Genomic DNA, 25,160 nt, shown 5'->3' with positions numbered 1-25,160 from the left:
CTTCCTACAACAATGAGAGAACTTACCAACAACGAAACTTACACATGCAAAGCAGCAGCCGATAAACATGAATCATTTAATTACATAGATGTTAAATAATTTGATTAATAACGATGACTTTTCTGGTAATAAACCTACCAGCCCGTCAACTCACGCATTGCCGTAAACCATTCTGGTCTGCGGTATGGGACTGGCACTTCTTTAACCTTGCAAGGAACTCCACCATGAAAAATGCCAGCCCCAATTCTCCGCGATCAACTGGTCCTTCATCCATCGATGATATTAAGGCCACCGAACGCCTCGTTAGCGACCGTCTGCGCGAACCTGGCCAACCCGACCCCGTCAGCCACTTTTTTACACTGCACCCAAACATCGACACGCTATCGCTGCTCGCTCATGCCTGCGAAACACTGGCCTCGCTCAACGTCATGAGCACTGACCTTGCCCGCGAACTCGAAAGCTCTCGGCGTAATGTTGCGCTGGCGATTCAGCAGTTGGCGGTGCTGGCCGAGTTGTTGGTAAACCGCGCACTGGACAATCTGGACCCACCCAGTGGTGTGCCTGAGGCGCCAGTCAATCGCGCCCGCTGAGCGGCCGCCTTCTTTCCCGAGTGGAGGTTTTGTCATGGATCGATATATGCCTATCACTGGCACCGACTGCACCATCGCATCGTTGCTGATCGATACCGAAGCACCGCTGGATGTATTACATGAAACCGCGGCTTACCGTATCCGCACGGCGACACAACTGCTGGAAAGTCTCGCGTTCAGCGAAGGCGTTTACAGTGAGCTGGCGCGGGTATTGGTGACGTCTTTGCGCGATGGCTGCGACTTGTTGGATGTCGTCGGGCGACGGTTACAGAGGCAAGTGCCGGCGTAAAAAAACGGTCGACCTCACAGAGGTCGACCCGCACAGTGACGAGGTCCGGCAGAATGATGGCTTTGCCATTGAAACCATCGTTTTCGCGTATTCGAAAATCACCGTCGGCTGCTTCTATTACGCCCCTGACTGTACATTTCAGGGCGTGATTTTTAGCGAAATCTCAATGTCGGAACGCCCTCAGCCTTGGGCAAATTCTTCCTGCAGTAACGCCAAAAACGCCTCCCGAGCAGGGTGTCGACCTGAGTGTTCATGCCAGTAAAACAGGTTATCGATACTCGTCAGTTCCGGAAGTTCATACCCTTGCCAACCCGCACTATGGCGGTACTGCTCATAGATCCCGCGGGGCACCAGCGAAACGCCAGCACCGGCACTGACACAGCCAACTATGGCGCCATAGCTTGCAATGCTGACGATCGGCAGCAACTGGCCATGGCGCAACAGCCACTGTTCCAGCGCGCAGCGGTATGGACAGCCCGGCGGCCACATAAAAATTGCCTTACCTTGCAGATCCGCCGCCTTGAGTAATGGTCCATGCGAGGCGGCCGCGATGAGGATTAAATCTTCACGGTACATCACGGCGCGCTTGAGACCGGGGCGTTCAATATTCACCGCCACGATCACCCCATCAAGACGATGATGTTGAGTATCGTCCAGCAGTTGGGCCCAAGTGCCGGTACTCAATTCCAGCGACACCTGCGGGTACAGCGCATGGTACTTGGCCAATAACCGCGGCAGCCTTCCCGTAGCACTCGACTCAATGGCACCAATGCGCAGCGGACCGCTTGGCGTGTTAGTGGGCGCTAAGGCGCGCTGGGCTTCATCAGCCAAGCACAGGATTCTCGTCGCGTAATCAAGAAATACCTCCCCAGCTGGGGTGATCCGCAACCCTCGACCGTCGCGAAAAAAAGCTGTGTGCCCAGCTCACTCTCCAGGGACTTGAGGCGTGCGGTGATATTGGACGGCACGCAGTGCAGTAACTCGGCGGCGCGCGCGATGCTACCGAAGTCGGAAACCGTCTTGAACATGCGCAGTTGGGACAATTCCATGGCTCACCCAAAGTGAATGCATAGTTCACTTTAAGTCACTTGTAGTGAGGCTGGGTGTTTTTGATACTTCAGCAAGCGCGTTGCCGTGCCGCCATGGCCCTTTCATCCCCCTCGATCAGCAGGAGTTTTTATGGAGTTAATTCAGCGAAAAATCCAGTCCCTCGCCGAAAGTGTGTTTACCCATAAAGCCTTGGATAACGCGTTCTACCAACGATGGATGGGTGGCTCACTTTGCCTAGCCGACGTTGAGGTGTTTGCTCGAAACTATCTGGCGCGTACCACGCAGACCTCTCGTATGGTTGCTCTGTCATTTCTGAGTACTGATGACCTTGACGCTCAGATCGAAATCGTCAAGAACCTCTACTCCGAAATGGGTTACGGCAACCCGGAAAAGGCCCACCTCGCGCTGTTGGAAAATTATCTGATCGACCTTCTCAGCCGTCTCGCTGATCGGCCGTACAGCATGGATGAACTCATGGCTTTGCCGGTGCTGGAAAGTAGTCAAACGTTTAGTCGCGAACAATTGAGCCTTTACACCGACGGTGGCCACAACAACAATCCGCGCCATGTACTCGGCACGTTGTTGGCTCAGGAGTGGCTGGCCTATTCGATGCTCACCCGTTTGTACGAAGGGGCGCGCAACTACAAACACCTCTACGCCAATAACGATGACTTTCACGAGCACTGCGAGTATTTCTACATCCACATCGGTGATGCGGAAAAAGAACACAAGGTCCAGGCCGTGAAAGCGGCCACGCACGAATGCGCCACCGACCAGCACATAGAGGAAGTCAGCGTTTCGTTCAACCGCTTCCTGCTCATCACCGAGCGGTATTGGAACGGTATAGCCCATGCCATGCCCAGCCTGCACGGTCTTGTTGCGCCTAGGGTGGCGACGTGATGAATGCAACGCCCGGCATAAGAGTGGCGTTGGCGGCGATTTTTGTGATCTTTTGCTGGGCCTATTCCCCCATTGGAATCCATATCGGGCTACAGGCTTACGAGCCCGGTCATCTTGCGCTGGTACGATTTTTAATTGCATCAACGCTCATGGCCGGGGTCGCATTGGTGATGCATATTTCCTTGCCCCGACTGAAAGACTTACCGCTGCTGGCATTGCTGGGATTTTTTGCAGTCAGCCTGCATCACATAGCCCTCAACTACGGCCAACAAGGTGTTAGCGCGGGGGCCGCCAGCGTACTCGCGCAGTCCACGCCGCTGTTCAGCGCGTTATTGGCGCATTTCGCCTTTAAGGAACGGGTTAACAGCTGGCAATGGGTCTGTGTGCTGTGCGGACTACTTGGCGCTGCGGTGGTCGTCACCGCAGACCGTGATTTTGGTGAGCTGGACGCGCACGGGCTGCTGATCCTGCTCGCGGCGTTTTCCTGGAGTCTGTATTTCGCCTTGCAAAAACGCCACTCCCATCGTTATGACGGGCTGACGATGGTGTGTTACACCATCTGGTCGGGGACGGCGCTGCTGCTGGTCTATGTGCCTGGCCTCTGGAGCGAAGTGCAAAACGCCTCAACTTCGGTGAACCTCGCGGTGCTAATTCTCGGCATTTTCCCCAGTGCCCTCGCTTACCTCGCCTGGGCCTACGTGTTGGCACACTGCAACGTGAGCCGTGCGTCCATTTCGCTTTACCTTATACCGCCAACAGCCATGTTTATGGCCTCGTTGGTTCTGAGTGAACGCCCATCAGTCATGGTCATTGTCGGAACGGTCATTGTGCTGACGAGCGTACTCGTCCTCAATCTGGAGCCGTCGAAACGCGCGATTCTTGCCAAAAAAGTTTGAGTAGAGGTCGTGACTGTCGATGAAAAACGTAGGCGCGCAAAAAGGGGTGAACCAGAAACATCTTGCGCCAAGGCATCGGGTTACTTGTGACGCTGCGACTATGCCCGGTCATGGTGATTAACCGCGCCAACCTGTGGTTCTCGCGCAAGACGCCGCAAAACGTTGAACGCACTCTTGGCCGACAGCTCTTGCGTCCCTACTAGCGATTTTGACTTGGGGCTTTATCCATTACCTGAAATGTCCTCTCTCTGGCGCTCCATCAAACGCATGCCTCACTCTGTTAAAGGTTCAACTTTGCGTGTCAGCAGTTCCACAAACGCCCTGGCCATCGGTGACTTCTGGTCTTTGCGCTGCACCAGCCACACGGCCGAAACGGCGTCTGGATCGAGTAGCGGGCGATAGACCACACCGTCAATGCGCATGCGCTGGTAAGACGCCGGCAATACCGACACGCCCAGTCCCGCCGCGACCAATCCGATGATGGTCATCGCCTCGCCGGCCTCTTGCGCAAAGTTCGGGCTGAAGCCGACGTCTCGGGCCAGGCTAAGCAATTGCGCATACAAACCGCTGCCATAGCTGCGTGGGAAAAACACGAACGGTTCGAGGGCCAGGGCTGACAGAAACAAACCGTCCTCACTGCCGTTGACCAACGGATGTTTGGAGCTGAGCACCGCCACCAGCGGTTCGCGCATCAACTCCACCACGCTGAGCGAATCCGGCAACCCAAGCGGGCGCATGATCCCGACCTCAATCGACTGGTCCACCAGCGAATCGGCGACTTGGGTGCTGCTCATCTCCCGTAGATTCAGGTGTACCGCCGGGAAGCGCTGGCGAAACGAGAAAATGGCTTGAGGAATCGTCGAGTTGAACGGCGCAGAGGAGGTGAAGCCGATCTTCAACTCGCCCAGTTCGCCGAGTTGCGCACGCCGTGCCACGTCGGCGGCTTTATCGACCTGTGCCAGGACTAATCGTGCCTCTTGCAGGAACAACCGACCGGCCTCGCTGAGTTCGACCCGACGATTAGTCCGCTCAAACAACCGCGCGCCAACCTCGTTCTCCAGCGCCTGAATCTGTTGGCTTAGAGGTGGCTGAGAGATACCCAGCACTTGGGCGGCACGGCCAAAATGCAGTTCTTCGGCGACGGCAATGAAGTAGCGCAGGTGACGCAGTTCCATGAAAAATCCATTAGGTCGCAAAACCTCTTAAACAGGTCGAACAATATATTGGATTGAATCGTTAGGCGGCTATATGCTTTTTTCATTGCCTGCCCGGCTGCGCCCCTCCGAGGTCCGAAGTGAAAACAGCTGCCGCCCCCCTGACTCATGAAGTTGCGCCCGCCGCGCTCGATGATGTGGTCGCCGAATTAAAAGAGATCTACATCGAGAAGGGCACGCCGATGTTTATGCGCACGGTGCTGGCGCTGTTCTCCGGAGGCTTCGCGACCTTCGCCCTGCTGTATTGCGTGCAACCGATGATGCCGCTGCTGTCCCACGAATATTCGATCAACGCGGCGCAGAGCAGCCTGATCCTGTCGGTGGCCACCGGCATGCTCGCCATCGGTTTGCTGATCACCGGCCCGATTTCCGACCGCGTCGGGCGTAAGCCGGTGATGGTGACCGCGTTGTTCGCCGCCGCCCTCTGCACCATGGCCAGCGCGATGATGCCGAGTTGGGAAGGCGTGTTGATCATGCGTGCGCTGATCGGGTTGTCGTTGAGCGGCTTGGCGGCGGTCGCGATGACGTACTTGAGCGAAGAGATCCATCCCCAGCACATCGGCCTGGCCATGGGCCTGTACATCGGCGGCAACGCGATTGGTGGTATGAGCGGCCGTCTGATCACCGGGGTGTTGATCGACTTCGTCAGTTGGCACACGGCGATGCTGGTGATCGGCGGCCTGGCACTGATCGCGGCAACGGTGTTCTGGAAAATCCTCCCGGAGTCACGCAACTTCCACGCCCGCTCGCTGCACCCGCGCAGTCTGCTGGACGGCTTCACCCTGCACTTTCGCGACGCCGGCCTGCCGCTGCTGTTTGTCGAAGCGTTCGTGCTGATGGGCGCGTTCGTGACGCTGTTTAACTACATCGGCTATCGCCTGCTGGCGGCGCCTTACAACATGGACCAGGCCTTTGTCGGCTTGCTGTCGGTGGTGTACCTGTCGGGGATTTATAGCTCGGCGAAAATTGGCTCATTGGCCGACCAACTGGGTCGTCGCAGGGTGCTGTGGGCGACCATCGCGCTGATGCTTGCGGGCCTGGCACTGACGATGTTCACGCCGCTGCCGCTGGTAATCATCGGGATGTTGATCTTCACATTTGGCTTCTTTGGTGCGCACTCGGTGGCGAGTAGCTGGATCGGGCGCCGGGCGATCAAGGCCAAAGGGCAGGCGTCTTCGTTGTACCTGTTCAGCTATTACGCCGGGTCGAGCATTGCCGGGACGGTGGGCGGGGTGTTCTGGCACGTGGGCGGATGGAGCGGGATCGGGATGTTTATAGGTGGGTTGTTGGTGATTGCGTTGCTGGTGGCGTTAAAACTGGCAAAGTTGCCGCCGCTGGCGGGTACCGCACAGGTTTAGCCCCAACTGTGCCCTAGCGGTAATCATGAGCCAAGGTACACCATGCCTGGCGCACCAAACAAAAACTCCCGGCATAAGCCGCAATGCTGTTCATTTAAGGAAAAACGCCGCTTACCCCTAAATGGAGAAGCGGCGTTTTTCTTGGCTTTCGCTATAGAGTCGGAAATCAAAAACTTCCAGCCTACGGCTTAAGTGAACAGCATTGCCGGCATAAGCCGGGCGTTTTTTATTGGGCGACGATCACTCGTGGTACTGCGCCGACAGCTCATGCACTGCGCGCATGAACGCGCCCGCATGTTCCGGATCAACTTCCGGGGTGATGCCATGCCCAAGGTTGAACACGTGACCGCTGCCCTTGCCGTAGCTGGCGAGGATGCGGCCGACTTCGGTGCGGATGGCTTCTGGCTTGGCGTAGAGCACGGTCGGGTCCATGTTGCCTTGCAAGGCGACTTTGTTGCCGACGCGCTGGCGGGCTTCGCCAATGTCGCAGGTCCAGTCCAGGCCAAGTGCATCGGCGCCAGCGTCGGCAATGCTTTCCAGCCACAGGCCGCCGTTTTTGGTGAACAGGATGACCGGCACTTTGCGGCCGTCGTGTTCACGGATCAGGCCGCTGACGATTTTGCGCATGTAGGCCAGGGAGAATTCCTGGTACGCCGCCGCCGAGAGGTTGCCGCCCCAGGTGTCGAAGATCTGCACCGCTTGCGCGCCGGCCATGATCTGGCCGTTGAGGTAGCTGGTGACCGACTGCGCGAGCTTGTCCAGCAGCAGGTGCATGGCGTGCGGGTTGTCGTAGAGCATGGCCTTGGTCTTGCGGAAGTCTTTCGACGAGCCGCCTTCAACCATGTAGGTGGCCAGGGTCCACGGGCTGCCGGAGAAGCCGATCAGTGGCACGCGACCGTTCAGTTCGCGGCGGATGGTGCTGACGGCGTCCATGACGTAACCCAAGTCCTTGTGCGGATCAGGAATCGGCAGGGCTTCGATGTCGGCCAGAGTGCTGATGACTTTTTTGAAGCGAGGGCCTTCACCGGTTTCGAAGTACAGGCCTTGGCCCATCGCATCGGGAATGGTCAGGATGTCGGAGAACAGGATCGCCGCGTCCAGTTGTGGATAGCGGTCGAGCGGTTGCATCGTGACTTCGCAAGCGAACTCCGGGTTCATGCACAGGCTCATGAAGTCACCGGCCTTGGCGCGGCTGGCGCGGTACTCCGGCAAGTAGCGACCGGCCTGACGCATCATCCACACGGGCGTGACGTCTACGGGTTGCTTGAGCAGGGCGCGAAGGAAACGGTCGTTCTTCAGGGCAGTCATGTCGGCATCCGGAAAAAAAGTGCGGGCATTTTCTCAGAGCGCGAAGCAAAAGGCACGGTTGCAGGTCAGCATTTTGCCTATCGGGTCAATTAATCGCGGTTTCGGCTTCGAAAGATCGTCCCCACGCGCTGCGTGGGAACGCCTCCTGTGACGCTCCGCGTCACGCCTTTTGGGACGCGGAGCGTCACAGGCTGTATTCCCACGCAGAGCGTGGGAACAATCAGTGGAGGCTTTAGACGCCCAGGTAATCCAAGATCCCTTCGGCGGCATTACGGCCTTCGAAGATCGCGGTCACCACCAGGTCAGAGCCGCGAACCATGTCGCCACCGGCGAAGATTTTCGGGTTGCTGGTCTGGTGCTTGTATTTGCCTTGCTCCGGGGCCACAACACGGCCCTGGCTGTCGGTCTGGATGCTGAACTGTTCAAACCACGGCGCCGGGCTTGGGCGGAAACCGAATGCGATGACCACGGCATCGGCCGGGATGATCTCTTCGGAACCGGGGATCGGCTCGGGGCTGCGACGGCCACGGGCGTCCGGTTCGCCGAGACGGGTCTCGACCACTTTCACACCTTCGACCTTGTCTTCACCGACAATCGCAATCGGCTGGCGGTTGTAGAGGAATTTCACGCCTTCTTCCTTAGCGTTCTTCACCTCTTTGCGCGAGCCTGGCATGTTCGCTTCGTCGCGACGATAAGCACAGGTCACCGACTTGGCACCCTGGCGAATCGACGTGCGGTTGCAGTCCATCGCCGTGTCGCCGCCGCCCAGCACCACAACCTTCTTGCCTTTCATGTCGACGAAATCGGTCGGCGACTTTTCAAAGCCCAGGTTACGGTTGACGTTGGCGATCAGGTAGTCGAGCGCGTCATGCACGCCCGGCAGGTCCTCACCGGCAAAGCCGCCCTTCATGTAGGTGTAGGTGCCCATGCCCATGAATACGGCATCGTATTCTTCGAGCAACTGCTCGATGGTCACGTCCTTGCCCACTTCGGTATTCAGGCGGAACTCGATGCCCATGCCGGTGAAGACTTCGCGGCGATTGCTCAGCACGGTCTTTTCCAGCTTGAACTCCGGGATGCCGAAGGTCAGCAGGCCACCGATTTCCGGGTTTTTGTCGAACACCACAGGGGCCACGCCACCGCGTACCAGCACGTCGGCACACCCCAGGCCGGCAGGCCCCGCACCAATGATCGCCACACGTTTGCCGGTCGGTTTGACCTTGGACATGTCCGGGCGCCAGCCCATGGCAAACGCGGTGTCGGTGATGTACTTCTCGACCGAACCGATGGTCACCGCGCCGAAACCGTCGTTGAGGGTGCAAGCCCCCTCGCACAGGCGATCCTGTGGGCACACCCGGCCGCAGACTTCCGGCAGGGTGTTGGTCTGGTGCGACAGCTCGGCGGCCTGAAGGATGTTGCCCTCGGCCACCAATTTCAGCCAGTTGGGAATGAAGTTATGCACTGGGCACTTCCATTCGCAATACGGGTTACCGCAACCCAGGCAGCGGTGGGCCTGATCGGCCGAATGCTGGGGTTTGAAGGGCTCGTAGATTTCCACGAACTCTTTCTTGCGTTGACGCAACAGTTTCTTCTTCGGATCCTTGCGCCCGACCTCGATGAACTGGAAGTCATTATTCAGACGTTCAGCCATTGTTAAAACCTCATCAAACTCTTCAGGCGCATATCACTGCGGATTGGCACGGGTGCTGGAAAGCAACGATTTCAGGTTGGCAGCCTTGGGCTTGACCAGCCAGAAACGACGCAGATAGTCATCGAGGTTCTCAGCGAGGTTACGACCCCATTCGCTGTCGGTTTCCGCGACGTATTCGTCCAGCACACGTTGCAGGTGGCTGCGATAGGCTTCCATCGCTTCGCCGCTGATCCGCTGGATTTCCACCAGCTCGTGATTGACCCGATCAACGAAGGTGTTGTCCTGGTCAAGCACGTAGGCGAAACCGCCGGTCATGCCTGAGCCGAAGTTGTAACCGGTCTTGCCCAGGACGCAGACAAAACCACCGGTCATGTACTCGCAGCAATGATCGCCGGTGCCTTCAACCACGGTGTGAGCGCCGGAGTTACGCACCGCGAAACGCTCGCCCGCGGTGCCCGCGGCGAACAACTTGCCGCCGGTGGCGCCGTACAGGCAGGTGTTGCCGATGATCGCGCTGTCCTGCGTCTTGTAGGCGCTGCCTTTAGGCGGAACGATGACCAGTTTGCCGCCCGTCATGCCTTTGCCGACGTAGTCGTTGGCATCGCCTTCCAGGTACATGTTCAGGCCACCAGCGTTCCACACACCGAAGCTCTGACCCGCTGTGCCGTTGAAGCGGAAGGTGATCGGCGCGTTCGCCATGCCTTGGTTGCCATGCTTACGAGCGATTTCACCGGAGATGCGTGCGCCGATCGAGCGGTCGCAGTTGCAGATGTCCAGAGAGAAATCGGCACCGCTCTTGTCGTTGATGGCCGAGGTGGCCATCTCGACCATTTTTTCGGCCAGCAGGCCTTTGTCGAAGGGCGGGTTGCGCTCGACCTGGCAGAACTGTGGTTTGTCCGCCGGGATGTGATCGCTGCCGAGCAACGGAGTCAGGTCCAGATGTCGCTGCTTGGCGGTCTGACCTTCGAGGATTTCCAGCAGGTCGGTACGACCGATCAGCTCTTCGAGGGAGCGCACGCCCAGCTTGGCCAGCCACTCACGGGTTTCTTCGGCGACGTAGGTGAAGAAGTTGATCACCATGTCGACGGTGCCGATGTAGTGATCCTTGCGCAGCTTTTCGTTCTGAGTCGCGACGCCGGTGGCGCAGTTGTTCAGGTGGCAGATGCGCAGGTATTTGCAGCCGAGGGCGATCATTGGTGCGGTGCCAAAGCCGAAGCTTTCAGCGCCGAGGATCGCCGCCTTGATCACGTCGAGGCCGGTTTTCAGGCCGCCATCGGTTTGAACCCTGACTTTGCCGCGCAAGTCATTGCCACGCAGGGTCTGGTGAGTTTCGGCCAGGCCGAGTTCCCACGGAGCGCCCGCGTATTTGATCGAGGTCAGCGGCGATGCACCCGTACCGCCGTCATAGCCGGAAATGGTGATCAAGTCGGCGTAGGCCTTGGCCACACCGGCGGCGATGGTGCCGACGCCTGCTTCGGCCACCAGCTTCACCGAGACAAGTGCCTTGGGGTTGACTTGCTTGAGGTCGAAAATCAGCTGCGACAAGTCTTCAATCGAGTAGATGTCGTGGTGTGGCGGTGGCGAAATCAGGGTCACGCCCGGCACCGCATAACGCAGCTTGGCGATCAGACCATTGACCTTGCCGCCCGGCAACTGACCACCTTCGCCGGGCTTGGCGCCCTGAGCGACTTTGATTTGCAGCACTTCGGCGTTGACCAGGTATTCCGGGGTCACGCCAAAACGGCCGGTCGCGACTTGCTTGATTTTCGAACTCTTGATGGTGCCGTAACGGGCCGGGTCTTCACCGCCTTCGCCGGAGTTGGAACGCGCACCGAGGCGGTTCATGGCTTCGGCCAGGGCTTCGTGAGCTTCCGGCGACAGGGCGCCCAACGAAATACCGGCGGAATCGAAGCGCTTGAGCACCGACTCCAGTGGTTCGATTTCGCTGATATCCAGCGGTGTGTCCAGGGTTTTGACCTTGAACATGTCGCGGATCATCGACACCGGACGGTTGTCCACCAGCGCGGTGTATTCCTTGAACTTGCTGTAGTCGCCTTGCTGCACAGCGGCTTGCAGGGTGTTGACCACGTCAGGGTTGTAGGCGTGATATTCACCACCGTGGACAAACTTCAGCAGGCCACCTTGCTGGATCGGCTTGCGCGGGCTCCAGGCTTCGGCGGCCAAGGCTTTCTGCTCGGCTTCGATGTCGACGAAACGCGCGCCCTTGATGCGGCTCGGCACGCCACGGAAGCTCAGGTCGCAGACTTCTTCGGACAGGCCGATGGCTTCGAACAGTTGCGCACCGCGATACGAGGTGATGGTCGAGATACCCATCTTCGACAGGATCTTCAGCAGCCCTTTGGTGATGCCTTTGCGGTAGTTCTTGAACACCTCATAGAGGTCGCCCAGCACTTCACCGGTGCGGATCAAGTCACCCAGCACTTCGTAGGCCAGGAACGGATAGACCGCCGAGGCGCCGAAACCGATCAACACCGCGAAGTGGTGCGGATCACGCGCAGTGGCGGTTTCCACCAAAATGTTGGAGTCGCAGCGCAGGCCTTTTTCGGTCAGACGGTGGTGTACCGCGCCGGTGGCGAGGGATGCGTGGATAGGCAACTTGCCAGGGCCAATGTGGCGGTCGGTCAGCACGATCTGAGTGCGACCCGCGCGCGCAGCTTCTTCAGCCTGATCGGCAACGTTGCGGATCGCGGCTTCGAGGCCAACACTTTCTTCGTAGTTGAGGTCGATGATCTGGCGTTCGAAGCCCGGACGATCGAGGTTCATCAGCGAACGCCATTTGGCCGGGGAAATCACCGGCGAACTGAGGATCACGCGCGAAGCGTGTTCCGGCGATTCCTGGAAGATATTGCGCTCGGCACCGAGGCAGATTTCCAGCGACATGACGATGGCTTCACGCAGCGGGTCGATCGGCGGGTTGGTGACCTGCGCGAACTGCTGACGGAAATAGTCATACGGCGTGCGCACACGCTGGGACAGCACGGCCATCGGCGTATCGTCGCCCATCGAGCCGACCGCTTCGTAGCCTTGCTCGCCGAGCGGACGCAGCACCTGGTCGCGCTCCTCAAACGTGACCTGGTACATCTTCATGTATTGCTTAAGCTGGTCCACGTCGTAAAAAGCCGAACCGTGGTCGTTGTCTTCCATGGTTGCCTGGATGCGCAGGGCATTCTTGCGCAGCCATTGCTTGTAGGGATGCCGCGACTTCAAGCGGTTATCGATGGCGTCGGTGTCGAGGATCTGCCCGGTTTCGGTGTCCACAGCAAAGATCTGACCCGGACCGACACGGCCCTTGGCGATCACGTCTTCAGGCTGGTAGTTCCAGACACCGATTTCGGACGCCAGAGTGATGAAACCGTTTTTGGTGGTGACCCAACGCGCCGGGCGCAGGCCGTTACGGTCGAGCAGGCACACCGCGTAACGACCGTCGGTCATCACCACGCCGGCCGGGCCGTCCCAGGGTTCCATATGCATCGAGTTGTATTCGTAGAACGCCCGCAGGTCCGGGTCCATGGTTTCGACGTTCTGCCACGCAGGCGGAATGATCATTCGCACGCCACGGAACAGGTCGATGCCACCGGTGACCATCAGCTCAAGCATGTTGTCCATGCTTGAGGAGTCGGAACCGACGCGGTTGACCAATGGGCCGAGCTCTTCGAGGTCGGGCATCAGGTCGTTGGCGAACTTGGTACGACGGGCCACGGCCCAGTTGCGGTTGCCAGTGATGGTGTTGATCTCGCCGTTGTGGGCGAGAAAGCGGAACGGCTGAGCCAGCGGCCATTTCGGCAGGGTGTTGGTAGAGAAACGCTGGTGGAACACGCAGATCGCGGTTTGCAGGCGCTGGTCGCGGAGGTCTGGATAGAAGGCGGTCAGATCCGCCGGCATCATCAGGCCTTTATAAATGATGGTCTTGTGCGAAAAGCTGCAGATGTAGTGGTCGGTATCGGCGGCGTTGGCCACGGACGAACGACGACGTGAGCTGAACAGCTTGATCGCCATGTCCTGATCGCTGAAACCTTCACCGCCAATAAACACTTGCTCAATCTGCGGCAAGCGCTCAAGGGCCAGGCGTCCAAGGACGCTGGTGTCGATTGGCACTTTGCGCCAGCCAACCAGGTGCAGCCCGGCGGCCAGGATCTCGCGGTTCATGTTCTCGCGAGCTGCTTGGGCTTTAACCGGGTCCTGGTTGAAGAAGACCATGCCCACGGCATATTGCTTGGGCAGTTCGACGCCGAAGGTTTCCTGGGCGATGGCACGCAGGAATACGTCCGGCTTTTGAATCAGCAGACCGCAACCGTCACCAGTCTTGCCGTCGGCATTGATCCCACCGCGGTGGGTCATGCAGGTCAGGGCCTCAATGGCCGTTTGCAAAAGGGTATGACTGGGCTCGCCCTGCATATGGGCTATCAGGCCAAAACCGCAGTTATCCTTGAATTCATCTGGTTGGTACAGACCTGCTTTCATAGACACTTTCTCACCAGGCTGCCTCTTTTCGAGGCAAATTTCTTTTCAATTCAACCACTTGCCATCCACGCTAGACGTTCGCCAGCTTTGCGGGGGCAAAAGGGAGGTCATTGTACACACCGACACAGGGGCTCACAAATCTGACGACGAACTGTCGCAAATCTATGTCGCATTTGTGAAAGGTTTAAAGCGATCTGCTGTGCTAGTCAAAACATTTTTAGTGTTGACTGCAACGACTCAAAGACTACTGTGACGCAGACGCCACAAGGCACGCGGTCTGTAGAGACGGCATGCACTTGTAGAAATTTTGAGGTGCCGGGAGAGGCGGCCTGGATAAGGCCGCCGAATCTTCAGCGAGCTGTTGCCAGTTCTTGTTGGACGCTGGCGACAGAGCGAGGCCAAGGTTTACCAGCCTGAACCTTCGCTGGCAAGGCCTTGATCGCGGTAACAGCAGCATCGCGGTTAGCGAAGTTACCGTAGGTGATGACGTAAAGCGGCTTGCCGTTGAGGACTTTCTTGAAATAGCGGTACTCGCCGCCCTGCTCCTTGACGAAGTTTTGCGCAGTGGTTTCGGAGCTGGTGCCGAGGATCTGCACCACATAGTTACCCGGTGCTTGGCCGGCGTACCAGTTGCCACCAGCGGCTTTGGCCACGACAACCGGCTTCTCGGCAGGTTTGGCGGCAACGACTGGCTTGGCTGGCGCTGGCGCCGGCTTGGCCACGGGTGCTGGCGCAGGCTTGGCGGTAGCGACCTGAGTCGGCGCCGGTGTCGGCTTGGCCGCCGACGTGGGTGCAGGACCAGGCTGAATACCGGCAGGCGGCGCAACGGTGGTCACGGTTGGCGGTGTAGCGCTCGAACCTTCGACTGGCACGCCATCGTCGCCTTCGGTAATACCGCCGGCTGCTTCAGCCAAAGGACCGCGCATGACCGGTTGCGAGTTACCGACCAGCGGTAACGGCATCGGCTGCGAGTTACCGGCGAACTCCACGGCTGGAGCGCCACCGACATTGGGTTTTGGCGTGCCTTGGCCGAGCGGCAGTTGCGCCTGCTCATTGGCCGGTGCGCCGGTAGTCGGCGCCTTGCTGCGACCCGGCATCAACCAGGCGGCGGCCACCGCGACCACGACGACGGCGGAAATCGCCAATACGTGTTTCTTCGGCATCTTGAACCCCATACTTGGACGCTTCACCGCTGTGCGGCTGGCTATCATTGCTTCGATCATTGCATCGCGGGCAACCTGGTTGATGTTGCCAGGCCAACCGTCGGAGCTTTCGTGAATATCAGAGATCTGATCGGCGGTGAAAAGTTCGATACCCCGGCCAGCACCTTCAAGACGCTGGTCCAGGTATTCACGGGTTTCTTCCTCGGTGTACGGCTGCAATTCGATGACGTGAAAACGCTCTTCCTCGAGGCTTAGAGCCTCCAGTTGAGCAATCAGCGACGACTCGCCAAACAGGAAAACGTGCGGCCGACCCTCCGGCGCACCAGCGGCCAGGGCCATCAACGCATCGAGCGCGGATTCATCCAGTTGCTCGGCGTCATCCACCAGCAAGTAGACTTCCTGCCCCGTAAGAGCCAACTGCACCACTTGAGCCAGAATCGCGCCGATTTCGGCATGGGCGACGTTCAACGCCTGAGCCACTTGACGCAGCACACCCGCCGCATCCCCCGCGCCACGAGCAGACACCACCACGCTTTGCACGGACTGCTTATTGGTGCTGGCCACCAACGCCTGGCGCAGCAGGGTCTTGCCGCTGCCTTGCGGGCCGGTAACTACCAGCAGCAACTGGCTGTAGCGCGCCAGGTGATGGAGCTGCCCCAACACCGGTTTGCGCTGGGCCGGAAAGAATTTGAAGCCAGGCACCCGTGGAGCAAAAGGGTCATGACTTAACTGAAAATGGCCGAGGAAAGCCTCGTCGGCATGCAAACTAGTCATCGGGATCTTATTAACCTTTAAGCTGAGCCAGGGCGCGGTAATCCGCTCCCAGCGTGGCCTGTAGAACCTCTTTCGGATAATCGTCGGTCACCACTGCTTCGCCCATGCGGCGCAGCAGCACCAGTCGCAAACGACCGTCGATCACTTTCTTGTCAATTGCCATGTGTTCGAGAAAATCGGCTTCACTCATCTCTTCGGGCGGTATGACCGGCAAGCCGGCGCGCTGGAAAAGGCGGATACCGCGATCACGCTCTTGCTCGCTGATCCAGCCCAGGCGCGCAGACATTTCCAGCGCCATTACGGTGCCAGCAGCGACAGCTTCACCATGCAACCACACACCATAGCCCATGTGAGTTTCGATGGCGTGGCCGAAGGTATGCCCCAGATTGAGCGTGGCGCGCACGCCAGTTTCTTTTTCATCGGCACCAACCACCGCAGCCTTGGCGGAGCAGGAACGCTTGATCGCGTAGGTCAGCGCCACCTGATCCAGCGCCCGTAGGCGATCAACGTTCTCTTCGAGCCACGTGAGGAACGGCTCGTCGCAGATCAGCCCGTACTTGATGACTTCGGCAAGGCCCGCAGACAATTCGCGAGCAGGCAGGGTATTAAGGGTCGCGGTATCGATCAACACCACATTGGGCTGATAGAACGCACCGACCATGTTCTTGCCCAGCGGGTGGTTGATCCCGGTCTTGCCCCCCACCGAAGAGTCGACTTGCGACAGCAGCGTGGTCGGCACCTGAATGAAATCGACACCGCGCTGGTAGCAGGCCGCGGCAAAACCGGCCATGTCACCAATCACACCGCCGCCGAGGGCGATGACCGTCGTGCGACGATCATGTCGTGCAGTCAGCAAACCATCAAAAATCAGCTGTAGGGTTTCCCAGGTCTTGAAGGCTTCGCCGTCTGGCAGCACCACCGAAATCACCGAGAACTGCGCAAGACTGCGGGTCAGACGTTCGAGATAGAGCGGTGCGACAGTCTGGTTGGAAATGATCGCCACTTGCCGTCCCCGAACATGCGGGGCCAGTAGCTCGGGCTGATCCAACAAACCTTCGCCAATATGAATCGGGTAGCTGCGCTCGCCGAGATCGACCTTGAGTGTCTGCATGTGTCCCCACAGTGAAGATGGAATCAGGCGTCCTGCCTTGAATTAACGAATGTCCATGGCATCGGCTGGTGTGCGCCGCTTGATAGCCATCCGCCACAGCCTTGAGCGACCGTGACAGGACGCCGAGGATAGCGCATTTCGAGCCACGCATTAACGGGGAGGAAGCTGCTGCAAGCGGTCGAGAATGTCGAGGACCACCATTCGCGGTGGCCGCTCATCGGTTTCCACCACTAAATCGGCGATCTCACGGTACAGAGGGTCACGGATCGCAAGAAGGTCGCGCAAGGTCTTGGCAGGGTCGGCGGTGCGCAGCAGCGGGCGATTACGATCACGGGCGGTGCGGCCGACCTGCTGCTCGACGGATGCATGCAGATAAACCACTCGCCCACCGGCGTGCAGCGCCCGACGATTGGCTTCGCGCATCACTGCACCGCCGCCCGTCGCCAGCACCACGCCGTCGAACTCGCACAGTTCTTCAATCATCGCTTGCTCACGATCACGGAAGCCTGGCTCGCCTTCCTTATCGAAGATCCACGGGATATTGGCACCCGTGCGCAATTCAATTTCCTTATCGGAATCTTTGAACGGCAGGCGCAGCTCTTTTGCCAACAACCGGCCGATGGTGCTTTTTCCAGCGCCCATCGGTCCTACAAGAATCAAATTTCGCACAGAATCAACGACTCACAGCAATCGCCTGGTTATTCATGATACGTGGAGTGAGAAACACCAGTAGCTCGGATTTTTTCTCCGAAACCACGTCACGCCGGAAAAGGCGGCCAAGATACGGCACATCGCCGAGAAATGGCACCTTATCTACAACCTTGCTCTGAGTATTTGAGAAAACCCCACCGATAACGATGGTCTCTCCGTCGTTGACCAACACTTTGGCGTTGACTTCGTTTTTCTTGATCGGTGGAACGTCCTGCACCTTGTTCAGGTAATCCGGCTCATCCTTCGTGACCTTGACCTCCATGATGATGCGGTTATCCGGTGTGATCTGCGGTGTCACCTCCAGGGACAGCGAGGCTTCCTTGAAGGCGACGGACGTCGCACCGCTGGAGCTGGCTTCCTGATACGGAATCTCGGTGCCCTTGAGGATTTTTGCGGTTTCCTTATCGGACGTGACCACCTTCGGTTGCGAGACGATTTCGCCGTTGCCCGTTTTCTCCATCGCTGTCAGCTCAAGGTCCAGCAGGACATTGTTAGTGATGAAGGAAATGCCGATCCCCGAGGTATTAGAGGCGGTGCCCATGTCGACAAACGGCGAGTTGGTACTGGTGCTGCCAGGCGTGCCTATGGTCGAGGAAGCGTTGGTGCCGTTACTGACGCCGGATGTGTTCCAGTTGCCCTTGTTCTGAAGCGAGCCACCCCAGCGAACCCCCAGGCTCTTGTCGTAATCGACGTTGGCCTCAACGATCCGCGCCTCGATCATCACTTGGCGCACCGGAATGTCCAGTTGCGCGACGATACGGCGAAGCTCGTCGAGGCGATCCTGGGTCTGGTAGGCAATGATGTTGTTGGTTCGATCGTCGACGGTGATTGAACCGCGCTCGTCGACTTTAGATTCTGAACTGGTCACTGACTGGAACAGCTTGGCGATGTCCGCAGCTTTGGCGTAGTTGACCTGCAACAGTTCACGACGCAGGGGTGCCAGTTCGGCAATCTGTTTTTGCGACTCCAGTTCCTGGCGCTCGCGGGCAGCTATTTCATCCGCTGGCGCTACCAGCAACACGTTGCCGATCTTACGTTTGTCCAGGCCTTTGGTTTTCAGCACCAAGTCCAGCGCTTGATCCCACGGTACGTTCTGCAGACGCAATGTGATGCCGCCCTGCACCGTGTCACTGGCCACCAGGTTGAGGTTGGTGAAGTCCGCGATCAGTTGCAGCACCGAGCGCACATCGATGTCCTGGAAGTTCAGCGAAAGCTTTTCACCGGTGTAAGCAAAACGTTCGGCGTTGCGCTTTTGCAGGTCATCGACAGTCACCGGGCGGATGCTGACCGTCAGCTTGTTATCGGTCTGGTAGGTCGAATATTCAAAGGCACCCGTGGGCTCGATGCTGATCGTGGCACGGTCACCCGTGGCACTGGCGTTAACGAACTGCACTGGCGTGGCGAAATCCTTGACGTCCAGACGCACGCGTAACGGGTCAGGCAATTGGGTCCTGGCAAACCCAAGAACGATCTTGCCTTCGCGCTCCTGAATGTCGGGCGCAATGGTTGGGTCCGACAAGTCGATCACTACATTGCCTTCACCCTGCGTGCCACGCTGGAAATCCACGCCTCGGATGGCCTTGCCGGCTGGCACATAGGCCTTCACCGGCGCCGCTTGGGCGGTGGCCGTGCGCGGCGCGCTGGCGGCGGCTCTGGAAGCGGTGCTGTTAGCCCCCTGTCCGACCACTACAAACAGGTTGTTGCCTTCAACTCTGGTGCTGTAGGGCGTCAGTTGAGTGAGGTTGATGATCAGCCGCGTGCGATCCTTGGCCTCCACCACCGTAGCACTGCGGGCATTGCCGCCACCCAGTTCGCGATTTTTGTTCGCAAGCTTGTTGACCACGCCTGGCAGATCCAGTGCGATGCGCGCCGGAGACTCGGTGGTGTAGCCGTGAGGAGCAGGAGGCGCCCCATCAAACGACAATTTCAACTCAACACGATCTCCTGGCAGTGTTGCGATATCCAGGGCCTTGAGGTTGGCCGCTTGTACCATCGGCGACAACAGCGCTATCCATAGCGAAATACCGACGGTTGAAAAAATCCTGTTCATTATTCGAGTTCCACTATGAGTGCTCTTTCAAAGGGATGGTCCGCGGCCGTTCCAGCCAGGCGCCTTCGCCATCAGGAACGATTTCGACCACATCGACTTGCGAGCCACTGATGGCAACAATCCGTCCATCGTTACGCCCCAAATAATCGCCGATTTTCAACCGATGCACACCGCCCGCCCCGCGCAATAACGCGAACGAGCCGCTGGCATTGGAGATCGTGCCGACCATTTCAAACTGCTCGATGTTAAAACCTTCCAGGTACTGCTTGACCCGATTTGGATCGGGCTTGACGTTGCGCGATCCATGTTTCTGGCCGGCCAAATCGACTTTGACCTGTCGGGAAAACGGACTGCGCAGGCTAGCGGCGCGGTAAGTGAATGTTGGGTAGGAGCGGAATATCGGGGTCGATTCGATCTTGCCGGGCGCACGCAGACGCATTTCATTCATGTACGCATCCAGGTCGGCAAAGTCATTGCCGCCACCACAACCCGCCAGACCGGCCATCAACACCACCATCGACAGGCAACGAAACAGGGTCATTTCTCAAGCCCCTTGTCGTTGTAACGATAAGTCTTGGCAAGGATGTTCATGTGCAGCTTTGTACCGCCGTCAGGATTGACCGGTACAAGGTCGAAATCATGCAAGGTGACGATTCGCGGCAGTCCAGCTACGCCACTGACGAACGTCGCGAGGTCGTGATAAGCGCCCGTGACGGTAATCTGGATTGGCAATTCGATGTAGAACTGCTGGGTAACTTCCGGCAGCAACTTGATCTCTTCGAACTCCAGCCCACTCCCCAAACCGGTGCGAGTAATGTCCTCCAGGAGCCCGGGCACTTCAGTGTCGCTGGGCAGTTGCCGCAGCAGCACGCCGAAGGAATCTTCCATTTCCTTCATCTGCTGGGTGTACAGCTCCAGATTCGCCGCCATGCTCGCCTTACGGGCAAATTGCTCCTTGAGTGTCGTCTCTTGAGCACGCTTGACCGCAAGCTGGTCTTCAAGATCGCTGATGTAGAAGTAATAGCCCAGCGACAGCACCATCACCATAAGCAGCAAACCTGCCACCGCCTTGATGACCGGTGGCCAGGAACCGATGTTGTTGGTGTCAAGATCGTTGATGTCGATCTTGCTTAGCCCTTGGAACCATTCGGACGACCTCATTTACCGTCCTCCAGATCAGAAGGCTGAGTTTGCTGGACACTCAATTGAAAGACGTTAGCCTGATCCAGTTGCCCGGCGGTCGCTGCCTTAACCTCTGTCAGACTGGGTGCATCGAACCAGTCGGACGCCTCCAGATTGCGCATCAGCTCCGAGACTTTATTGTTCGACTCTGCGGCCCCCTTGAGGGATAGCGTCTTGCCGACCATTTTCACTTCGGTGAAATACACACCGTCCGGCAAGGTGCGCGCCAACTGGTCAAAAATTCGCCCACTGACCTGCCGATGACCTTGCAGGTCCTGGATGATACGCATGCGCTCTACCAATTGCTGGCGACGAGCCTTGAGGTCACTGATCTGCGTGATGCGTTCATCGACCACAGCGATCTGCTTGCCAAGATATTCATTTCGGGCAACTTGCTGATCGATGTCGGCATTGATGACCTGATCGGCAATCAAAATCAAGCCAACGGAGCCGACCAGCACCCCCACCAACATCAGGAGAAAACGCTTGCGGCGTTCTTCGCGCAGCTCTTCGCGCCAAGGTAAAAGATTGATCCGCGCCATTCAGTCGAAACTCCTGAGAGCGAGCCCGCAGGCAATCATCAATGCCGGCGCATCGCTGGCCAGAGCACCCGCGTTAACCTTACTGCTCAGGGACATGTCAGCAAAAGGGTTAGCCACCTGGGTACGCGTCCCCAAACGCTGCTCGATCAGCCGATCAAGCCCGGAGACGGAGGCGGTGCCCCCAGCCAGCAGGATGTGATCGACCGCGTTGTATTGACCTGAGGCAAAGAAAAACTGCAACGAACGGGATACCTGCTGCACCAAGGCTTCACGGAATGGCTGCAACACTTCGCTGACGTAGTCGTCGGGTAAACCGCCCTGCTTTTTCGCAAGCCCGGCCTGCTCGACCGTCAAGCCGTAACGGCGCTGGATTTCCTCGGTGAGCTGACGACCGCCGAACAGTTGCTCGCGGGTGTAGATGATCCGGCCATTGTGCAGCACGCTCAAGGTGGTCATGGTCGCACCGATGTCCACCACGGCAACGGTCAGGCGCTCTTGGGAAGCAGCCAGTTGGGTGGCCAGCAAACCAAAGGATCGCTCCAGTGCGTAAGCCTCGACATCCACCACCCGTGCCGTCAGCCCGGCCAGGGCAAGGGCCGCTTCACGGACTTCGACGTTTTCCTTGCGACAGGCAGCCAGCAGCACATTGACTCGCTCAGGGTTGCGCGCAGAGACGTCCTGGACCTCGAAGTCGATGGCGACCTCGTCCAATGGATAGGGAATGTACTGGTCGGCCTCAACTCTGAGCTGATTTTCCATCTCGTCGTCGGACAGCCCGGCGTCCATCTCGATCGTCTTGGTTATGACCGCGGAACCGGCCACAGCCACGGCGACGTTCCTGACGCTGGTCTTGGCCTTGACCAGGACGCGCGCGAGCGCCTGACCCACGCCTTCGAGTTCGGCGATGTTTTTTTCGACCACCGCACTGGCCGGCAGCGGTTCGACCGCATAAGCCTCGACGCGGTAACGGTCGCCCTGACGGCTCAGCTCCAAAAGCTTCACAGACGTGGAGCTGATGTCGATCCCCAGAAGCGTCCCATTCTTTTTATTGAAGAGTCCTAGCACTAACAATTCCCTATGACTTTCCGTGAGTTACGGACTCTGTAATATGCAACGCGTTAAATCGCCCCGTCTTGACAGAAGCGCAAATGACGCTCCCCACGGAAAAATGCTTATAATGCCCAGCGTTTTTTTCCGCTTTTACTGCCTGCGCGGGTCGTTCTCTGTTTAGCCGAGACCCTGACGCCAAATTCATTCTTTGCCCTGGATGTCCAAAAGCCTTGATTCGTCTGCTGAAATTTTTCGGTTGGTCCATCGTCGCCGTTTTCTGCGGACTGCTCTTAGGTCTCAGCGGCGCCTATCTTTACCTTAGTCCGGGATTGCCGTCCGTGGAGGCACTGAGAAGCATTCAGTTGCAGATTCCTCTCCGGGTATACAGCAGCGACAACAAGTTAATCGCAGAATTTGGCGAGATGCGCCGCACTCCGATCCGTTTCGCCGACATTCCCCCCAACTTCATTAATGCGTTACTAAGTGCTGAAGACGACAATTTTGCCAACCACTATGGCGTCGATCCCAGCAGCCTGATGCGCGCCGCGAGCCAACTGGTCAAAAGCGGGCACATCCAGTCAGGCGGCAGCACCATCACCATGCAGGTGGCGAAAAACTTTTTCCTGAGTAGCGAACGCAGCTTCTCGCGCAAGACTACCGAAATCCTCCTGGCTTTGCAGATCGAACGACAGTTGACCAAGGACGAGATCCTCGAACTGTACGTCAACAAGATCTATCTGGGTAACCGCGCTTACGGCATCGAGGCCGCAGCGCAGGTTTATTACGGTAAATCGATTCGTGATGTCAGCCTAGCGCAAATGGCAATGATCGCCGGCTTGCCAAAGGCGCCTTCGCGTTTCAACCCGCTGGCGAACCCTGCCCGTAGCAAAGAGCGACGCGACTGGATTCTGGGGCGCATGTACAAGCTCGGCAAAATTAACGAGACCGACTATACAGCGGCCATCAACGAACCGCTGAACGCCAGCTATCACGTTCCGACCCCGGAAGTGAACGCGCCGTACATTGCCGAAATGGCTCGGGCCGAAATGGTCGGCCGTTATGGCAGCGAGGCTTATACCGAAGGTTTCCGCGTCACCACTACCGTGCCGAGCAACCTTCAGGAACTGGCTAACACGGCGGTCCACGAAGGCTTGATGGCCTACGATCAACGCCACGGCTATCGCGGCCCTGAATCGCGCTTGCCGGGCAAGACGCGTGAAGCATGGGCCACCGAACTCACCAAGCAGCGCACCGTCAGCAGCCTGGAACCGGCCATCGTCACCCTGATCGACAAGAACGGTCTGCAAGTGATGACCCGTACCGGCGACGAGCATGTCGGCTGGGACAGCATGAAATGGGCGCGTCCGTTCCTGAACACCAATAGCATGGGCGCCAATCCGAAGCAGCCGTCGGATGTCGCCCAGGTCGGCGACCTGATTCGGGTACAGCGCCAACCGGACAATTCGCTGAAGTTCAGCCAGATACCCGTGGCACAAGGCGCCTTGGTATCCCTTGATCCGCAGAACGGTGCTATCCGCTCCCTGGTCGGTGGTTTCGCCTTCGAGCAAAGCAACTATAACCGTGCCCTCCAAGCCAAACGTCAGCCGGGTTCGAGCTTTAAGCCGTTCGTGTACAGCGCTGCCCTCGACAATGGCTACACCGCCGCCACCCTGGTGAACGACGCACCGATCGTGTTCGTTGACGAATACCTTGATAAAGTCTGGCGCCCAAAGAACGACACCAATACCTTCCTCGGCCCGATCCGCTTGCGTGAAGGGCTGTACAAGTCGCGCAACCTGGTATCGATCCGACTGGTGCAGGCACTGGGCGTGGATCGCACCATCGACTACATCAGCCGCTTCGGCTTCAACAAACAGGATCTGCCGCGCAACCTGTCGCTGGCCCTGGGCACCGCAACGCTGACGCCGATGGAAATTGCCACTGGCTGGAGCACCTTCGCCAACGGCGGTTACAAGATCACCCCTTACATCATCGACAAAATCGAAAGCCGCAATGGCGATACGCTGTTCGTCGCCAACCCGCCGAGCGTTCCACGGGGCGATGCAGCAACCAACGGAATCCCCGCACCGGCCGCCCAGACGTTCACGGTCAACCCGACCCCAAGCGAGGCGCCTGCCGCTCAAGGCAATGCGCCGCAAACCCCAGCCGTGGCCGAACGCATCGTTGATGGCCGCACTACGTACATCCTCAACAGCATGCTGGAGGATGTGATCAAGCTCGGCACCGGCCGCCGCGCCCTGGCTTTGGGACGCAGCGACATTGCGGGCAAAACCGGCACCACCAACGAATCCAAGGATGCCTGGTTTTCCGGCTACAACGCCGATTACGTGACCACGGTCTGGACCGGTTTTGACCAGCCTGAAAGCTTGGGACGCAAGGAGTTCGGCGGCACCGTCGCGCTCCCTATCTGGATGAACTACATGGGCGCCGCACTCAAAGGCAAACCGCCGCATACGCAGGCCGAACCGGAAGGCATCCTCAGCCTGAGGGTTGACCCTGTCAGCGGTCGCGCAGCGACCCCAAGCACGCCTGGGGCCTACTTCGAGCTGTTCAAGGCCGAAGATACGCCACCGTCAGTGAACGAGCTGGGTAACGGCACTGCGCCAGGCAGCCCGCTGCCAGCAGACGAAGCAGCACCGATCGATTTGTTCTGATCCGGTAGCGCAACGCAAGAGCCCCGCCTTCAAGAGAAGCGGGGCTTTTTTTGCCACTAATAAATGCATCGACGGGGCTTACCCGCAAAGAGACCATTACAACCGCTGCAAAATCCACACGCACAAAAAAGCCCCGACTCATAAGAGCCAGGGCTTTTGATTGA

Annotated in this window: 18 protein-coding genes and 1 pseudogene; 6 read left to right on the top strand and 13 right to left on the bottom strand. The window is 58.3% G+C overall.

The genetic code is table 11. The features are described 5' to 3' along the window. Positions 1–224: 224 nt before the first annotated feature. Positions 225–590, top strand: coding sequence for a DUF6124 family protein (locus tag RHM68_RS01585; protein ID WP_322220207.1), 366 nt, complete (start codon positions 225–227; stop codon positions 588–590). A gap of 34 nt (positions 591–624) precedes the next feature. Beyond that, on the top strand, positions 625–879 hold the full coding sequence (locus RHM68_RS01580) for a hypothetical protein (RefSeq protein WP_322220206.1): 255 nt from the start codon (positions 625–627) through the stop codon (positions 877–879). Positions 880–1,059: 180 nt separating this feature from the next. Here the strand turns inward: RHM68_RS01580 and RHM68_RS01575 are convergent. Continuing rightward, positions 1,060–1,928 (bottom strand): annotated as a pseudogene (locus RHM68_RS01575) (LysR family transcriptional regulator). Between the two features lie 130 nt (positions 1,929–2,058). Between RHM68_RS01575 and RHM68_RS01570 the strand changes: the two are divergent. Continuing rightward, entirely contained in the window at positions 2,059–2,829 is a 771-nt protein-coding gene (locus RHM68_RS01570) for an iron-containing redox enzyme family protein (protein WP_322220205.1), read from the top strand. After that, positions 2,829–3,725: a DMT family transporter gene (locus RHM68_RS01565; protein WP_322220204.1), complete on the top strand. Its 897-nt coding sequence runs from the start codon at positions 2,829–2,831 to the stop codon at positions 3,723–3,725. Before RHM68_RS01570 ends, RHM68_RS01565 begins: the two co-directional genes overlap by 1 nt. A gap of 272 nt (positions 3,726–3,997) precedes the next feature. On the opposite strand, the gene RHM68_RS01560 is transcribed toward RHM68_RS01565, so the two are convergent. Then, positions 3,998–4,900: a LysR family transcriptional regulator gene (locus tag RHM68_RS01560; protein WP_322220203.1), complete on the bottom strand. Its 903-nt coding sequence runs from the start codon at positions 4,898–4,900 to the stop codon at positions 3,998–4,000. Between the two features lie 140 nt (positions 4,901–5,040). Between RHM68_RS01560 and RHM68_RS01555 the strand changes: the two genes are divergently transcribed. After that, positions 5,041–6,297 carry an MFS transporter gene (locus RHM68_RS01555; protein ID WP_416195236.1) on the top strand — a complete coding sequence of 419 codons (1,257 nt, stop codon included), beginning with the start codon at positions 5,041–5,043 and terminating at the stop codon, positions 6,295–6,297. A 240-nt stretch (positions 6,298–6,537) separates the two neighbouring features. On the opposite strand, the gene hemE is transcribed toward RHM68_RS01555, so the two are convergent. The 11 genes from hemE to RHM68_RS01500 all read right to left on the bottom strand — a co-directional run bounded on the left by hemE (position 6,538) and on the right by RHM68_RS01500 (position 22,336). Continuing rightward, a complete protein-coding gene (gene hemE, locus RHM68_RS01550) occupies positions 6,538–7,605 on the bottom strand; it encodes a uroporphyrinogen decarboxylase (RefSeq protein ID WP_322220201.1) in 1,068 nt (355 codons plus the stop codon). Positions 7,606–7,837: 232 nt separating this feature from the next. Further along, positions 7,838–9,256 carry an FAD-dependent oxidoreductase gene (locus tag RHM68_RS01545; protein ID WP_322220200.1) on the bottom strand — a complete coding sequence of 473 codons (1,419 nt, stop codon included), beginning with the start codon at positions 9,254–9,256 and terminating at the stop codon, positions 7,838–7,840. Between the two features lie 33 nt (positions 9,257–9,289). Continuing rightward, the gene (gene gltB / locus RHM68_RS01540) at positions 9,290–13,738 is read right to left on the bottom strand and encodes a glutamate synthase large subunit (protein WP_322220199.1); all 4,449 of its coding nucleotides are present in this window, start codon (positions 13,736–13,738) and stop codon (positions 9,290–9,292) included. A gap of 350 nt (positions 13,739–14,088) precedes the next feature. Then, positions 14,089–15,675 (bottom strand): SPOR domain-containing protein, encoded by a 1,587-nt coding sequence (locus tag RHM68_RS01535; protein WP_322220198.1) that lies wholly within the window; start codon positions 15,673–15,675, stop codon positions 14,089–14,091. A gap of 10 nt (positions 15,676–15,685) precedes the next feature. After that, positions 15,686–16,786: a 3-dehydroquinate synthase gene (gene aroB / locus RHM68_RS01530; RefSeq protein ID WP_322220197.1), complete on the bottom strand. Its 1,101-nt coding sequence runs from the start codon at positions 16,784–16,786 to the stop codon at positions 15,686–15,688. Between the two features lie 150 nt (positions 16,787–16,936). Continuing rightward, positions 16,937–17,455: a shikimate kinase AroK gene (aroK, locus tag RHM68_RS01525; RefSeq protein ID WP_322220196.1), complete on the bottom strand. Its 519-nt coding sequence runs from the start codon at positions 17,453–17,455 to the stop codon at positions 16,937–16,939. 4 nt (positions 17,456–17,459) lie between these two features. Next, a complete protein-coding gene (gene pilQ / locus RHM68_RS01520) occupies positions 17,460–19,547 on the bottom strand; it encodes a type IV pilus secretin PilQ (RefSeq protein WP_322220195.1) in 2,088 nt (695 codons plus the stop codon). Positions 19,548–19,560: 13 nt separating this feature from the next. Continuing rightward, positions 19,561–20,088 (bottom strand): pilus assembly protein PilP, encoded by a 528-nt coding sequence (locus RHM68_RS01515; protein ID WP_322220194.1) that lies wholly within the window; start codon positions 20,086–20,088, stop codon positions 19,561–19,563. After that, positions 20,085–20,708, bottom strand: coding sequence for a type 4a pilus biogenesis protein PilO (gene pilO, locus RHM68_RS01510; RefSeq protein ID WP_322220193.1), 624 nt, complete (start codon positions 20,706–20,708; stop codon positions 20,085–20,087). Before pilO ends, RHM68_RS01515 begins: the two co-directional genes overlap by 4 nt. After that, the gene (locus RHM68_RS01505; protein WP_322220192.1) at positions 20,705–21,271 is read right to left on the bottom strand and encodes a PilN domain-containing protein; all 567 of its coding nucleotides are present in this window, start codon (positions 21,269–21,271) and stop codon (positions 20,705–20,707) included. Before RHM68_RS01505 ends, pilO begins: the two co-directional genes overlap by 4 nt. Further along, positions 21,272–22,336 (bottom strand): pilus assembly protein PilM, encoded by a 1,065-nt coding sequence (locus tag RHM68_RS01500; protein WP_322220191.1) that lies wholly within the window; start codon positions 22,334–22,336, stop codon positions 21,272–21,274. A gap of 218 nt (positions 22,337–22,554) precedes the next feature. On the opposite strand from RHM68_RS01500, the gene RHM68_RS01495 reads away from it, so the two are divergent. After that, positions 22,555–24,996: a penicillin-binding protein 1A gene (locus RHM68_RS01495; RefSeq protein ID WP_416195235.1), complete on the top strand. Its 2,442-nt coding sequence runs from the start codon at positions 22,555–22,557 to the stop codon at positions 24,994–24,996. Positions 24,997–25,160 lie beyond the last annotated feature (164 nt).

This window comes from Pseudomonas sp. DC1.2 (assembly GCF_034351645.1).
Lineage (GTDB): Bacteria > Pseudomonadota > Gammaproteobacteria > Pseudomonadales > Pseudomonadaceae > Aquipseudomonas.
Note: the sequence above shows the minus strand (reverse complement) of the source record. Positions and strands in the feature narration are given on the sequence as shown.

Coding starts and splice junctions, on each gene's coding strand:
- RHM68_RS01585 (WP_322220207.1), top strand. CDS start 225: ATGAAAAATGCCAGCCCCAATTCTCCGCGATCAACTGGTCCTTCATCC.
- RHM68_RS01580 (WP_322220206.1), top strand. CDS start 625: ATGGATCGATATATGCCTATCACTGGCACCGACTGCACCATCGCATCG.
- RHM68_RS01570 (WP_322220205.1), top strand. CDS start 2,059: ATGGAGTTAATTCAGCGAAAAATCCAGTCCCTCGCCGAAAGTGTGTTT.
- RHM68_RS01565 (WP_322220204.1), top strand. CDS start 2,829: ATGAATGCAACGCCCGGCATAAGAGTGGCGTTGGCGGCGATTTTTGTG.
- RHM68_RS01560 (WP_322220203.1), bottom strand. CDS start 4,900: ATGGAACTGCGTCACCTGCGCTACTTCATTGCCGTCGCCGAAGAACTG.
- hemE (WP_322220201.1), bottom strand. CDS start 7,605: ATGACTGCCCTGAAGAACGACCGTTTCCTTCGCGCCCTGCTCAAGCAA.
- RHM68_RS01545 (WP_322220200.1), bottom strand. CDS start 9,256: ATGGCTGAACGTCTGAATAATGACTTCCAGTTCATCGAGGTCGGGCGC.
- gltB (WP_322220199.1), bottom strand. CDS start 13,738: ATGAAAGCAGGTCTGTACCAACCAGATGAATTCAAGGATAACTGCGGT.
- RHM68_RS01535 (WP_322220198.1), bottom strand. CDS start 15,675: ATGACTAGTTTGCATGCCGACGAGGCTTTCCTCGGCCATTTTCAGTTA.
- aroB (WP_322220197.1), bottom strand. CDS start 16,786: ATGCAGACACTCAAGGTCGATCTCGGCGAGCGCAGCTACCCGATTCAT.
- pilQ (WP_322220195.1), bottom strand. CDS start 19,547: ATGAACAGGATTTTTTCAACCGTCGGTATTTCGCTATGGATAGCGCTG.
- RHM68_RS01515 (WP_322220194.1), bottom strand. CDS start 20,088: ATGACCCTGTTTCGTTGCCTGTCGATGGTGGTGTTGATGGCCGGTCTG.
- pilO (WP_322220193.1), bottom strand. CDS start 20,708: ATGAGGTCGTCCGAATGGTTCCAAGGGCTAAGCAAGATCGACATCAAC.
- RHM68_RS01505 (WP_322220192.1), bottom strand. CDS start 21,271: ATGGCGCGGATCAATCTTTTACCTTGGCGCGAAGAGCTGCGCGAAGAA.